General features: G+C 44.6%; 17 protein-coding genes and 2 pseudogenes. 14 read left to right on the top strand and 5 right to left on the bottom strand.

The features are described from left to right. The first annotated feature begins 22 nt into the window (after positions 1 to 22). The 13 genes and pseudogenes from U8U68_RS12505 (at position 23) to U8U68_RS12450 (ending at position 8,450) form a co-directional block, all read left to right on the top strand. The gene (locus U8U68_RS12505; protein WP_322201285.1) at positions 23 to 223 is read left to right on the top strand and encodes a hypothetical protein; all 201 of its coding nucleotides are present in this window, start codon (positions 23 to 25) and stop codon (positions 221 to 223) included. 829 nt (positions 224 to 1,052) lie between these two features. Beyond that, positions 1,053 to 1,265, top strand: coding sequence for a hypothetical protein (locus U8U68_RS12500; protein ID WP_322201283.1), 213 nt, complete (start codon positions 1,053 to 1,055; stop codon positions 1,263 to 1,265). A gap of 177 nt (positions 1,266 to 1,442) precedes the next feature. Continuing rightward, positions 1,443 to 2,051: a type IV toxin-antitoxin system AbiEi family antitoxin domain-containing protein gene (locus U8U68_RS12495; RefSeq protein ID WP_322201281.1), complete on the top strand. Its 609-nt coding sequence runs from the start codon at positions 1,443 to 1,445 to the stop codon at positions 2,049 to 2,051. Beyond that, positions 2,051 to 2,968 carry a nucleotidyl transferase AbiEii/AbiGii toxin family protein gene (locus U8U68_RS12490; protein ID WP_322201279.1) on the top strand — a complete coding sequence of 306 codons (918 nt, stop codon included), beginning with the start codon at positions 2,051 to 2,053 and terminating at the stop codon, positions 2,966 to 2,968. The genes U8U68_RS12495 and U8U68_RS12490 overlap by 1 nt, the downstream gene beginning before the upstream one ends. Then, a complete protein-coding gene (locus U8U68_RS12485) occupies positions 2,965 to 4,056 on the top strand; it encodes a dsDNA nuclease domain-containing protein (RefSeq protein WP_322201277.1) in 1,092 nt (363 codons plus the stop codon). The genes U8U68_RS12490 and U8U68_RS12485 overlap by 4 nt, the downstream gene beginning before the upstream one ends. Further along, on the top strand, positions 4,037 to 4,174 hold the full coding sequence (locus U8U68_RS12480) for a hypothetical protein (RefSeq protein ID WP_322201275.1): 138 nt from the start codon (positions 4,037 to 4,039) through the stop codon (positions 4,172 to 4,174). Before U8U68_RS12485 ends, U8U68_RS12480 begins: the two co-directional genes overlap by 20 nt. Continuing rightward, positions 4,128 to 4,376 (top strand): AAA family ATPase, encoded by a 249-nt coding sequence (locus U8U68_RS22410; protein ID WP_367575823.1) that lies wholly within the window; start codon positions 4,128 to 4,130, stop codon positions 4,374 to 4,376. Before U8U68_RS12480 ends, U8U68_RS22410 begins: the two co-directional genes overlap by 47 nt. Beyond that, positions 4,297 to 5,076: a hypothetical protein gene (locus U8U68_RS12475; RefSeq protein WP_367575822.1), complete on the top strand. Its 780-nt coding sequence runs from the start codon at positions 4,297 to 4,299 to the stop codon at positions 5,074 to 5,076. Before U8U68_RS22410 ends, U8U68_RS12475 begins: the two co-directional genes overlap by 80 nt. Positions 5,077 to 5,335: 259 nt before the next feature. Beyond that, positions 5,336 to 6,031, top strand: coding sequence for a hypothetical protein (locus U8U68_RS12470; protein WP_322201271.1), 696 nt, complete (start codon positions 5,336 to 5,338; stop codon positions 6,029 to 6,031). Positions 6,032 to 6,342: 311 nt separating this feature from the next. Continuing rightward, on the top strand, positions 6,343 to 6,522 hold the full coding sequence (locus tag U8U68_RS12465) for a hypothetical protein (RefSeq protein WP_322201269.1): 180 nt from the start codon (positions 6,343 to 6,345) through the stop codon (positions 6,520 to 6,522). A 135-nt stretch (positions 6,523 to 6,657) separates the two neighbouring features. Beyond that, a pseudogene (locus U8U68_RS12460) lies at positions 6,658 to 7,512 on the top strand (ParA family protein). Then, complete coding sequence (locus U8U68_RS12455) at positions 7,466 to 7,801, top strand: ParB/RepB/Spo0J family partition protein (RefSeq protein WP_437124430.1); 336 nt, start codon at positions 7,466 to 7,468, stop codon at positions 7,799 to 7,801. The pseudogene U8U68_RS12460 and the gene U8U68_RS12455 overlap by 47 nt, the downstream one beginning before the upstream one ends. Then, positions 7,710 to 8,450, top strand: coding sequence for a hypothetical protein (locus tag U8U68_RS12450; protein WP_322201267.1), 741 nt, complete (start codon positions 7,710 to 7,712; stop codon positions 8,448 to 8,450). The genes U8U68_RS12455 and U8U68_RS12450 overlap by 92 nt, the downstream gene beginning before the upstream one ends. Here U8U68_RS12450 and U8U68_RS12445 read toward each other — a convergent pair. Continuing rightward, positions 8,337 to 8,807, bottom strand: coding sequence for a hypothetical protein (locus tag U8U68_RS12445; protein WP_322201265.1), 471 nt, complete (start codon positions 8,805 to 8,807; stop codon positions 8,337 to 8,339). The genes U8U68_RS12450 and U8U68_RS12445 overlap by 114 nt on opposite strands. A 184-nt stretch (positions 8,808 to 8,991) precedes the next feature. Further along, positions 8,992 to 9,135 (bottom strand): annotated as a pseudogene (locus tag U8U68_RS22405) (helix-turn-helix domain-containing protein); the annotation flags it as partial. Between the two features lie 293 nt (positions 9,136 to 9,428). Here U8U68_RS22405 and U8U68_RS12440 point away from each other — a divergent pair. After that, positions 9,429 to 10,013: a helix-turn-helix domain-containing protein gene (locus tag U8U68_RS12440; protein WP_322201263.1), complete on the top strand. Its 585-nt coding sequence runs from the start codon at positions 9,429 to 9,431 to the stop codon at positions 10,011 to 10,013. Positions 10,014 to 10,249: 236 nt separating this feature from the next. Here the strand turns inward: U8U68_RS12440 and U8U68_RS12435 are convergent, their stop codons facing one another. The 3 genes from U8U68_RS12435 to U8U68_RS12425 all read right to left on the bottom strand — a co-directional run bounded on the left by U8U68_RS12435 (position 10,250) and on the right by U8U68_RS12425 (position 13,138). After that, entirely contained in the window at positions 10,250 to 11,620 is a 1,371-nt protein-coding gene (locus tag U8U68_RS12435) for an S-layer homology domain-containing protein (RefSeq protein WP_322201261.1), read from the bottom strand. Between the two features lie 601 nt (positions 11,621 to 12,221). Further along, the gene (locus U8U68_RS12430; RefSeq protein ID WP_322201259.1) at positions 12,222 to 12,845 is read right to left on the bottom strand and encodes a hypothetical protein; all 624 of its coding nucleotides are present in this window, start codon (positions 12,843 to 12,845) and stop codon (positions 12,222 to 12,224) included. Continuing rightward, on the bottom strand, positions 12,797 to 13,138 hold the full coding sequence (locus U8U68_RS12425) for a hypothetical protein (protein ID WP_322201257.1): 342 nt from the start codon (positions 13,136 to 13,138) through the stop codon (positions 12,797 to 12,799). The genes U8U68_RS12430 and U8U68_RS12425 overlap by 49 nt, the downstream gene beginning before the upstream one ends. Between the last annotated feature and the right edge of the window lie 252 nt (positions 13,139 to 13,390).

Genomic DNA, 13,390 nt, shown 5'->3' with positions numbered 1-13,390 from the left:
AGCGCCGGAGGAAGAAAAGAACATGCCCCCCCTGCTGGAAATGCTTAATGCGTCCGAGGTGCGGGAGGATGATGAAAACTTCAAAAACGCCGTTGATCTGGTGTTTGACGCGCCGGAAAAACGCAGCCCACAATATTTTACGGTGTGCCAATATAAGAAACGCAAAATGACGGCGGGTGATATATGCTCTAAACGGCTTGTTAATTCACTGATTTTTCGGTGATAGGCGAGGACCGCTTAGAGCATATTTTGGCAATACCGCACAATTCTAAGTACCGCATTGCGCAGTCAGATTTTTCGTCAGAGTGTACAGATTGAGCGCCGTCCATCTCACCATTGACCAGCGAAAGCTGTGCTCTATCACGGAAAATGTACAAGCAAGACGGTGCTTAGAATGGTGCGGTGTTGCCTTAAATAAATTTTAGCTCCGAAATAAAAGAAGGAAAGGCAGAACAGCACAAAACTGTTCTGCCCTTCCCTTTTGCAGAATGAACAAGTCCTTATTTAGGGCTTGTTTGAAAAATCGAAAACGTCGTCTTTTTGGCCATAAGAGGCCACTTTCTACGTCGAAAATCCTCGTCAATCGCCAGAGTGACGTAGTTAGCGCAGCTAACCACAGCGGTTCTTCTCCTTGAAATTGTCCCCTTCTGGCCAAAAATTCGTCATTTCCTCTATTTTCAAACAAGCCCTAAATCAATTCAAGCTTATATTTAATATCGGGTTTTAGTCTTTATTGCTTCTATTATGGTGCGACCATATCAAGGAAAAAGAAATCCTGCGGTATATGTATTTCATCATACATGCTGCAGTGCACCTTATCGTTTAATGTCAGATACATATATTTAATAATTATGAAAAAATTGGAAAATTATAAAATTAGCACTTGTCACCAAAATAATCACGATATATAATACAAAAAACACGCTAGAGATGAATTTCAGTCTTTTGGCCAAAAAGATTCATCTACTAAGGCTAGTATTCACGATTGGACGTATCATATATGCTCTTTAGTAATGCTTATGCTAAAGTATATACCTACATTGTGCTCAGAAATGTTCCAAATCAAGCCCTATGCGGACAAGCCCAGTGCTTTAGGCTTATTTGTACATAGCTTTGTCAGCTATGAAAGAATTGGAAAGCGGGATGAGGAAAGATACAGAAAAGGCGGCAGAAAGCCTTATTTTATCGAGCTTGGCGGCACTCCGAGATGGATAAATCTCTATGCGGTAGCGGATGCAGATGTCTATTATAACTATGAAGCGTGAGAGAATGAGCTTGTCTGAAAGAAGTTGGACAAGCTCATTTTTCTATAGGAAACTACACCATCGTTAGCTTTACTCATGTGTGCTTTACTAAGTTGACTTTTTGAGAAAAATCGGGTATACTATAGTAAAGTACACAATCGTCGATAAATTTGCGTGTGATTTAGTAGAGGTGAGACAATGCTTGATGAAAAGTCGATAAACGCTGTTAGAAAGATTTTTTCTCAACACGATTATATAATGACGACAGCAGAGCTGGATTCCTACAGAATTTACTATGCGGATATTCAGCAGCTATTAAATGAGGGCTTCATCGAAAAAATCAAACGGGGCTATTATCATTGGACGGAAATCTATGGCGAACAGGAAGTTAAAATTATAAATCGCCTGTTTCCCGATGCGGTGCTTTGCATGGAAACTGCCCTCTTTTACTATCAGTACAGCGACCGCAACCCTGCTGAGTGGAATATTACGATTGATAAAAATGTCTCCAGAAGCCGTACAAACATTGATTATCCATTTGTAAAGGCATATCGGGTTGAGCCTGTTTTAGTCCCCCTTGGCGAAACAAAAGGCAGCATTAACTTTGTGGATGTCCGTATCTATGACCGTGACCGTACCATTTGTGATGTGCTGCGGAATATGAACAAAATGGATAAGGAGATTTTTAATAAGGCAATACAAGGGTATGTGAAAGACCCGAAAAAAAATATACCGAATCTTATGGAGTATGCAAAAGTATTGCGTATGCAAAAGTGTGTAAAAGAATTGATTGGAGTGTGGTTGTGATGGCTGATGTAGCGGCAGCTGTTTTGGCAAAGCTTAAGAATAAAGCAAAGGCGGCTGGTATCAGCTATCAGCAGTGCCTACAGCTTTTTATGCAGGAGGAGTTTTTGCGGAAGCTCTCAAAGTCTGGATATGATGATACACTTATTCTCAAGGGCGGATTGCTTATCTATACGCTCACCAATTTTGAAAGCCGAGCAACGATTGATGTGGATTTCCTGCTTCGCAGCGTTTCCAATTCATTGGACGAGGTAAAAGCCCTTATCCTAAAAATCCTTGCTACACCTACGGGTAATGATTATATTGAGATGACTGCGAAAGGGTTTGAGGAAATCTCTCCGCAAAGGAAATATCACGGTATCAGCACACAGATTATCGGAAAGATAAAAAATGTCCGAGTTCCCTTTAATGTGGATATTGGTATGGGCGATGTGATTGTCCCCCGTGCCGAGCAGCGGACTATCCATACACAGCTCCCCGATTTTGAAGCTCCTGTTATTATGACCTATTCTCTTGAAAGCACTATTGCGGAAAAGTTTGACGCTATCCTGCAACGGTTTGAACTGACAGGCAGAATGAAGGACTTTTACGATATTTACTATTTAGCGAGGACTTTTGATTTTGATGGAGCAAAATTGCAGACGGCAATATCCAGAACCTTGGAACGGCGAGGGAGGCCTTACGATAAGGACAGTTTCAAGCGTATTCTTTCACTTGCCGAGGATGCGGACATGCAGAAGCGGTGGAAATATTTCTTGAAAACCATAAAAGATAATTCGCTTGAGTTTTCGGTGGTCATTGAGGAAATACAGACTTTCCTTGAGCCTGTATTTGAAGCGATTGTGAATGAGGACGAGTGGCAGAAACATTGGAATTTCCTTACAAAATGGAACGAAAATGAAAGGAGTCTTCAATTATGAGTAAAGTACTTACTATTGAACAGCGTGAGCAGGCAGGCTCCGACTCCTATAATAGGTTTGAATACCAAGTTCATTGGATTGTCTGTCACATAATAGGTAAACTTCAAGAAGATGCAGAGTGCATTGCTTTTTGTGAGTTTCACGATGATATGGCAGAATTTTCTCCAAATAATCAGCAGTATCAGTTTTTTCAAATAAAAACCAAAGATGACTCTTCAGACTGGACTATTGCGGAAATGTCCAAACGAGAGAAGAAAAAAGACGGTGGATACAAAAAGTCTTTTTTAGGATTCATTTTCTATAACTATCTGATATTTGGTGCAGAATGCTCACATTGCCACTTCGTATCAAATAATGATTTTGATAAAGAGGTTTCGTTATGGCAGTCGTATATTGAAGACGAGAAAAAACTACAGACAGAAAATAATAAATTATATGAGAAAATCAAAGACAGAATTAAAAATGAATTCACGAACGATATGCCAAGTGATTTTGATTCTATCTTTGATGAGTTTATCCAGAGGACTTTTATCCATAAATCCGAATTACAACTAACGACTTATGACACCCAAACTATGGGAAAATTTTTTAATCATTTAGCTGACAAAAATATTCCGTCCAATACGGCAAATCTTATTTTTCAGCAGTTGCTAAATGATGTAAGAAAAAAGAGCAAAGAAAAAATCAAAGCACCAATTAGCATGAAAAGTTTGGTTGAGAAAAAAGGTGTAGATATTTCTAAAATAAGCAAGAAGATTGATGGGAATATAAAAAGCAGTGGAAATTACGATGCTTTCCACTGTTCCTTGATTGCCGAAGCCTTGCCAGACAATGATATTCGCCGTATAGAAGCAGCTAAAACACTCCACGATGCGAGATGGCTTGATGTAAGAGATGTTAGATATCAAGAAATTGTAATTATGTTGCGAAAAACAATTTCTACATATTGTGAATCATTTAAGGCAAATGGGTTTAGTGATGAACTGAAAAGATTATGTATTCAGGAGTTAGAAAAGCATAATCTCCTATCAGATTCTCTTGATAAATCGCTAATTGAGGTGTTATATTATGAGCAAAAATTCAGTTGAAACAATTATGCAGGAGCAAAAGTACAAAATTTTAATAAGAAATTTACGAAAGCAGCAGGAGGAAAAAAATAATGAAAAGACTAACGATAAAAAAGCTGATAGTAATCAGTCAAAGTGAGTCTCGCTCGTTAGAGGTTCCTTTTGAAGATGGGCTTAATATTATTTTGGGAGGAAATAAAACAGGAAAGTCTTCCATTATCAAAAGTATATTTACTACTTTGGGATGTGAGTGTAAAAGAATTGAAAGTGATTGGAAGAAACTCATTTCCGCTTATTTGCTATTCTTTAAAATACGGAGAAAAACAATTTTGTGTTGTTAGACAAGGTAGGAAATTTCAGATTTTTGAAAATATCAGCAATATTTATTCCTGTATTATTGGAACAGAAGCCTTTCATGAATACAGTAATTGTTTAATGGATATTTTAGAAATCAAAATGCCCTGCATTTCAAAAGATGGTACGCAATTCAATGTAACTCCGCCGTTACTTTTTAGATTTCAATATATTGACCAAGATGAGGGGTGGAGTAAAATAGCTGATTCATTTAGCAATGTCGCATATATCAAGGATTGGAAATCAAACACAAATAAATATGTATGTGGATATTTAGATGATACCTATTATGCCCTGCAAGCACAAAAAGCAGAACATATGCTTGAAAGAGATGATAAGAAAAGAGAACTGAACTATAATCAGACCTTTGTTTCTCGTATCACATCTACACTAACGCAAATAGAGGATATTGAATCGGTTGAAGAAGTTACAACAGATATTGAGTCCTTACTTGCTAAGGCGGAAGAACTGAGAAAAGTTCAATTTTCTTATAATGCAGATATGACAATTTTAGAAAACGACATATATATCAGTCAACATAAATTGTATATTGTAGAACATAATCTTGCAGAAACAAAAAAAGATATTGAATATGCAATGACCCAAGAAGATAAGTTGGTCTGTCCATTTTGTGGTACAATTTATTCAAACGGAATAAATGAGCAATTAAATATAACATCTGACTAGGGCTTGTTTGAAAATAGAGGAAATGACGGATTTTTGACCAGAAGCGGTCAGCTTCAAGGAGAAAACCGCAAGGAATACTTGCGTATTACGAGGATTTTCGACGCAGAAGATGGCTGCTTCTGGGTAAAAAGACGGCGTTTTCGATTTTTCAAACAAGCCCTATGCTCATTGTGAAAATCTTATTACAGAACTACAAAACAGCATATCTGTTGCTACAAAGAAATTGCAAGAACTTAAGGAGAAATGCAATAGTGTCTCCTTGGAAATTCAATCTATTGAGCAAAAAGTTCAGAATACCCAAGAGTTGTTATCCTATTCATCTTTTTATAAAAATAAAGGGCAATATGAGATATATGAATCCTGCAAAAGACAGTTGGAAGTGCTTCAAGGCGAAATAGATTCTTATGTTTCTAAAATTGCGATAATTGATGAAAAATTGAACGAAAAGAAGTCCAAAGAGCGTTCAAAAGAAATACGAGATGATATAGAGGGATACTGTCGCACATTAGCAGATGCAATAAATCTGCCAAAAACATTTATAAAACTAAGAGATTTCGTGCAGGTAATAAATCGTACGGGTAGTGAAACTCCACGATTAGTTTATATGTATCAATCTGCATTGTATCTATATAATCTGGGGAGAGCCTATAGTCCATTCAATTTTTATGTGGTCGATACGCCTAATCAGCAGGGGCAAGATGCAGATAATTTGCAAAGTATATTTGAATCCTTAGAATTGTTTTTATCTAACGAAGGGCAAGTTATTGTTGGTACTGAGCGGGAAACTGGCATTGAAAAGAGAGCAAGCAATGTAATTACGCTAACCGAAAAGCGTAGGTGCTTAACTAACAAATATAATGAACACATTGAATTTCTTCAAATGGTACAAAAAATAGCTATTAGCTGGGTTGCAGAAAATCATAAAAAGCAAAATGACCCAATAATTGAGGAATGATTCGATATTAGTGAAGTGAGCCATTTTCGTGACCTCGACCTACTGAAGCATCGGAAATGTTCCACTCTCCCGAAATGCCCGAACAGCCTTTATTTGTGGGCTTCTGGGTAGATGACATTGTAACAAAGGACAAGCCCACAAGGTACGGAAAGAACAACCATTTTACATACGCTGAACAACCAACCGTTATCTGACAAGGCTCTCAGCAAAAAATCGACATCTATTGCGCTATTCCTGCCGTATAGGATTTATACCTTTGCAGGACTGATTGCCTTTATATACAATGAAGCCAAGAAAGGACGGTGGACGGCATGAGGGAAAAGAAAACCCACTTATATGTAGACAGCAGGGAGCGGACATTACTTTTACATAGCCTTGTGGAGCTGAAAAACCAGCTCATACAGCAGGGCAGATACGGGGACTGCGTTGACGAGCTTATCTTCAAGGTAGCCAATGCCCCGATAAAGAAAGTGAAAATCGAATATGTCTAAGGCACATCACCATGAAGCCGCTTATTCTTATGGATTTTAAGAGTAAGCGGCTTTTTTGCGTCCTGCGTCCTCTGGTACAGTTACATAGCCGCCTTGACAAAGCGGCTAAATCTATGCGAAAGGAGGACGCACCCTATGTCAAATTGCAAAGTAATCGCTTTAACCAACCAGAAAGGCGGTGTCGGCAAGACCACAACGGCGGTGAATCTGGGCGTAACTCTGGCACAGCAGGGAAAGAAAGTCCTGCTCATTGATGCCGATGCACAGGCGAACCTAACCATGTCCCTCGGCTACCACAGACCAGACGATTTACAGGTCACTCTCTCCACCATCATGCAGGACATCATAGACGATAAATCCGTTGATGTCGCCCAAGGCATCCTGCAACACGGCGAGGGCGTTGACCTGCTCCCGTCCAACATCGAGCTGTCGGGCTTGGGGGTACGGCTGATTAACGCCATAAGCCGTGAAAGTGTGCTGAAAACCTGCATAAGCGAGGTCAGAAAGAATTATGACTATGTACTCGTGGACTGTATGCCGAGCCTTGGTATGCTCACCATCAATGCACTGGCGGCGGCTGACAGCGTGGTTATCCCCACACAGCCCCACTATCTTTCTGCCAGAAGGCGAAGAGTTCGCTGATAAAGCGAACTCTTGAGCTGCTTGCTTCGCTCCGTGTCGAAAGTCAGACGGCAAATCAATCCCCCTTTACGGATTGACGGCATCCTTATGACGATAGTAATGCCCCGCACGAACATCTCCAAGGAAATCACCGCCACGGTAAGGAGTGCCTATGGGCAGAAAATCAAGGTGTTCGATACCCAGATACCCCATTCCATCCGTGCCGTGGAAGCCACCGCAGAGGGGAAAAGCATTTTTGCCTATGACAAAAGCGGCAAGGTAGCCGCAGCTTATGAGCAGTTCGGAAAGGAGGTGGCAGAGCTTGGCGAGAAGCAGAGAAAGCAAAATCGAACTGACTGCATACGATGACCTGTTTGAGACAGACCAGAGCCGTGAAGAAGCGGCACTCAGCAAGATAAGGGACATTCCCCTTGCGGAGATTGACGAGTTCCCAGACCACCCGTTCAAGGTCTTAATGGACGAGGACATGGAGCAGCTTGTTGACAGCATCAAGCGGAGCGGCGTTATGACACCCGCCACCGTCCGCATGAAAGAGGACGGGGGTTATGAGCTTATCAGCGGTCACAGACGGAAAAAGGCTTGCGAGCTTGCAGGGCTTGAAACGCTCAAATTCGTGGCAAATAGCAAAATGCCATGATAATCTAATTCAGGACAAGAGTAAATATGTATCGATTCAGTGCCCTGTTGATGTGTTTCTATACAACACTGCCGGAGATCTAGTTCTTGCGATTACTGATGATGCGATCAGTACATATACTGATGAAAAAATAGCAGTTATGGTTTGTGGTCAAGAAAAATCCATCGTGTATCCGGCTGACTCAGATTATCGCATAAAAATTGTTGCATCTGACGGGGGGACAATGGATTACGCTGTTACAGAAGTAAATGGAATGTTACAGACCAGCGTGAGCGTTCTTGCTGCCGAACACGCTGGGAATAGCCAACAAATCAGGGAGTTACAGGAGCAAAAGCGAACTCTTTTTGAGCATCTGGTTTTGCATAAGTTGACTGAACAATACTACCAAATGAAGAAAGCGGCAATTGATAACGACCTCGCACAATTGAAGGAAGTACAAACCGCTCGCTCTACCCAACTTTCTCAGCGGCAGGCCGATGTGAAGACAAAAAACGCCAATAGAGAATTGGCGCAGAAAGTGATGGACACAGGTCAGTTAAGCTCCGAACTGGTGGATGCGCTGATCGAGAGGGTGTACGTCTATCCAGGGCAGGAGATTGAAATCGTTTGGAAGATAGCTGGGTTTGAGCTTTCCCAAAGAGAATTGTAAAAAACTTCGGAAATTTGTTGTCGTGGGCTTGACATACGGGTGCCGGAGCTGATGGAAGTGGAAATGTCCCAGGCCAGACAGCGACTTACTCAAATCCTGGCAGAGACTTGTGATAGTGGATTGGCGCAGGTATTCGCCGTCAGCTTTATAAAAGCCGTATTTTTCCCATAGAGTCTTCGGAATATTTTCCAGGGCGTCATCCCAGGTAATTCCGTCTTGAGTATGGTGTGCTTGCTTGAGGTAGTCGGACGCCAGAGCTTTCATTTTGTCCATAAATTCCTCCATAGGAAAGCTGACGCGGAAATAGCGCTCGCTTACGTGTGCCGCCATATAGACGGCGAGAATAATTAACGGCATGATTATGCCTCCATTCTTATCGAATTGGTAATTATAATTGGCCTTAGCCGATTTCTACTGCTGAATGGACTTGTATCCGGCTCTCACGCAGTTCCGTCTGCATCCGGTTCTCATGCAGTTCAACGGACTCCAAATTAGCCATATCAAGCAAGTCTTTCCCCCTGTTGATAAACAGGAAGTTCTCTAAATCTTGTACCAGGATAAGCTGCCGTGTTCCTACCAGGAGGCAGGGAATCTTTTTTTCCTTAATCAGATTTCTAAGAGTCTGTCTTCCAACGCTGGAATATTCAGCAGCCTCGTTTATTGAAAAACAACATTTGGAGGGCATAGTATTTCCTTTCTCATGTGCTTCCCACCGCATATGTTTTTATTTCACCCGTCATTCTTTAGTCCTGGGGCCACCCCGAAACCCATTTACATCAATCTACAGCATGCTGTTCCCCCTTTCATTGGATGATTTTGCGTCAAATAACCAGTACCGCTTGCGTTCCCAAATGGGATATGTTATAATGTCGATACTTCCAATGATTATTCGTCGTTTCCATCGATAGTATAGCATAGATACGCGAGGAACGCAAGGAAAGTCATAATAATTTAACATTCCCGGAGGGAGGGACCGCAATGTTTTACGACTGCTTTGAAAAGCTGTGTAAAGAACGAGATAAAACCCCCGCGCAGGTGCGCAAGGAGCTTGGCATCAGCCAATCCACCATGGGGTCATGGAAGTCCCGGGGGCTGACGCCGAACGCGGCCACTTTGATGCAGCTGGCGGATTACTTTGAAACTACGGTGGACGTACTGCTGGGCAAGACAAAGGGCTCGGACAGTATCAAGTTCAGCAACGAGATTCTGTATCTGTTTAGGCTTTTGGATATGCCCGATTCCAGGGCTCTTACAACTGCCGCCACCCTAATCAGGGAAGCCCTTGAAATATTTTTGAAGGTAAATGGGAAAGTCGACGAAACCACAAAAGCGGAAGTTGACCCTGCTGTCTTTCGATGTTATGTGGCGGCGTTGTGTTTAAGGGAACAGAATATAGAGGAAAACATCCATACTCTGCGCAGAAAATACAGCGATATCACAGGCGATGTGAAGTCTGTCCTGGATTCATTCCAGCACCTGAACCCACAGGGTAAGCGGGTGGCCATCCAGCGCGTGAAGGAGCTTACCTATGTGCCGCAGTACCAGAAAGAAACAACGCCTTAAAGTGCAGGAGAGCCCCCTGGAATCCCATCCAGAGGGCTCTTTTTCCTGCTTTGTTTTGCTGCCGGTTACGCGACGGCATCGCGGCTAATATGGACATAGATGGAAAAACAAGTATGTGGTGTGTATATCTGAAAGAATAATAGTCTTTTGTGTTGTGAGCGTTTATAAAAATAACTGCACTCCGCTTTATAGCAGAGTGCAGTTGGAAGGGCGATATATACCATGAATATTAAATGCTATTGGAAAAGTTCGTTTACGGATGGTTGGAGCACTGGGCAATTAACGCAACGAAGTCTGTAACTAGATGAACTAACATATTCAAATGCTGGGTGTTTACAACTAGATACTGTAACATAGATTTTCTCGCCAGTGTTAATATTTTCAAGGTATTCGACTTCATTGTTGATATAACGAGGATGATGAATGGTGTCAATTAGAGAGCCAGCGGGTACAAATGTCGCATTACCATACTCATCAAATTTTTCGCTGTCTTCGTCAATATAAAGCTCCTCATCCCATGCCTCGCGAACAACAACTTCCTTGGTGTGTTCTATCCAGATGTCTCTGTTGGAAATGTTATTGGTGGACCAAGGTTTAGTGGTGCCACAAAGGGTGCATTTTTTCATGACGGGGAGTTCTGCGGCATAGGTCTTTGTTTCAATAATAGGTGCGACTTGGTCAAGATTATGAAAGTTATTAGTTGCACCATGATGGCAAGGGCAATCAGTTTCATCACCAAGAAGGCTGAGTGCCTCACTGGCATCAGCCGCAGTTTTGTAATTGTCGCGATTGTCTACGTACCATTGATATGTGTCCATTCCACTACCGTTACAAATCGACATGGAGTCTACATCTTTCATATAGACCCAGTTTTCTTCATCCTCATGCACAACAACATCAACCATAGCAGTCTCAGTCGTCTCCCACACATGGTCGCAGCCCAGGGGTGTGTCAGGCTTATTGGCCTCCAGGTCGTCTTTAATCTCGATAAAGCGCTTGAAAATGGTAGCAATCTCGGCGCGGGTGGCGGAGTATCTGGGGCGCAGGGTGCCGCCCCCGTCGCCGCGCATCAGGGCCGCGCTGGTGGCCCACTTCATAGCCTCGAGGGCCCAGGAGCTGACGTTGGCCTTGTCAGGCGCCTTGTTCAGAAACTCGTCGCTTACCGTCAGCGTGTAGTCTCTCTTGAGATAGTTGAACAGAATAAGGGCGGCCTGCTCGCGGGTGACGTAGTTGTTGGGGCCGAATTTGTTGTCGCCAAGGCCGTTGACAATCTTGTTCTCCGCGGCCCAGGCAATGTAAGGCTCGGCCCAGTCCTTCTTCACGTCGCGGAAGGTGCAGGTGTTCTTGTACTGGTTCTGGTCGACGCCCGCGATACGGCCCAGGACCGTGACGAACATGGCGCGGGTAGTGGTCTGGTTGGGGCTGAACTTGCCGCCGGTGCCGGACATATAGCCGTTCTCGGCCATGTAGGTGACAGGCTCGTAGAACCAGGCGTTCTCAGGCACATCGGTGAAGCTGGCGTTTGCCGCGAGCGCGGACATAGGAAGGACAGACAGGACAGTGATGATGGCTAACAGAATAGCCATCAGGCGAGTGGATTTTTTCATGGTGTGCTACCGTTTCCTTTCATAAAATGATTCAAAGCACCGCCCCGATGGGGAAGATGGCGTGGTGTTAGAAGCCACCTCCGGCCAGAAAATGTCATAGAGCGGTATTCCCAGCGAGGCCCCCACAAGGGCCCCGCTTTTTCTTGGGATTTTCCGCCCAAGACAAACAAAAAAGCGGCGCAGGCTTATTACCTACACCGCACAAATCGTATGCAAAACACAGCCCTATCCCACGTCCCCACCAGACAAAATTATTGCTTGCAAATCACCCGGGGATTCAGTATAATAGGGTTGGCGAAACCATGAGGTTTCTGTGTAGGAGGCGTTCGCTCCTGCATAGGGTCCTGGGGGGATTGCAGTCCTCCCAGACCTGCCCTTTATTTATCTTGGTAGCTTCATTGTAGCGCTTTCGCGGCCGGAATGCAAGAGAGAAATACAAAAAGGCACAGGTTCCCCCCTGGGCCTTTTTCTGTTTTGTGGGAAATAGACGCAGCCGGGCATGTTGAGCATAAAAAAAGGAGCGTCTGCTTTTGGCAGGCGCCCCGTATTAAGGCAACACCGCACAAAGATTGTGCACGAGTTGCGCCGTCAATCAGACCATTTATGGTCTTGCGATTCTGGCAAGGGAAAGCTGGTGCGCCATAGCCGCAAAGCAGCTAATGCAGAAAAAGTGCAAGCAAATCCTGTGCAAAGGGCGAGGGTCCCCAGGGGGGACCTTCCGAGCCGACCGAGCCGGCAGGCGAGACACGTAGGCCGGTCTTTGTGCGGTGTTGCCTATCGTGTATGCGGTGGCCTTCCGGGCAGCGGCAAGCAGGGTTTCGGCAAAGCCAGAGGCGTCCTCCAGCTGGCCCAGGTAAGATTCCATAGCCTTGACTATCCCCTTTTGATGTTCTGGCCGGACGTGCCAGAGCGGGACAGGCTTAGACTCATCTGTTTCTCTGGTATCGGCTATGTCGTAGTAATATACCAGTTTCTTCCCGCCGCCCTCCGGCACAGGGACGCCCTGGCTGCCTTTCTTGACGGGCCGCCTGTAGACATCCCATTCGCTGGATTTCATCAGGGCGGAAGCGTCCGGGCGCTGGGCATAGGCCAGCACCTGGGCTGGGAACGGCAGCTTAAAGCTCCGGCTGGCAAAGGCGAGGAACTTCTGCCAGCCCGGCACGTTCAGCAGCCCCTTCATGGTCTGGCGGCTGAGGGCGCGGAGTGAATCATAGGCAGGGGGCATAGCTGGGCCTCCTTTTCCTTTTCCCCGGCCTTCTCGCAGTCCCGGCGCTCATGGTATCTCCGGTGGCCGTATAGGTCGAATTTCTTGGTGAGCCTCGCCTGCTCCCCCCGGGCGAACAGCCACGCGGAATCCAGGGGCATAGATAGCATGGTGCCCACGCTGCGGTTCGCCTTGCCCCCCCCTGTACCGGGCGGTTTCCACGTCTTGGCCGCCCAAGTACAGGCAATGGTGGCAGTTGTTGAGAAGGGGCATAGGCCGGAGCCAGGCCGAGAATCCGCTGCATCCTCTCCCACTGCTCCGCCTTGGGGAAAAAATAGGAGGCGGGGGTGTTCCCCCAGGTTTGGAGGATTTTGGGCAGTATGGCAGGGTCGGCGCAGCCCAGTTCCCCCAGGCTTTGCAGCCGGCCCCATAAAGATATTGGATGGATGGCGGCACACTCCTTTCAAGTATAGTTAACGCAGTCCAAAAGCGGTAACACCTCTTTTGGACTTAGCGGCGCGGGTGTACCCGCGCCGCTCTGCTTGAAAATCGGGATTTACTGATTT

This window comes from Acutalibacter intestini, from assembly GCF_034334985.1.
GTDB lineage: Bacteria > Bacillota > Clostridia > Oscillospirales > Acutalibacteraceae > Acutalibacter > Acutalibacter intestini.
Note: the sequence above shows the minus strand (reverse complement) of the source record. Positions and strands in the feature narration are given on the sequence as shown.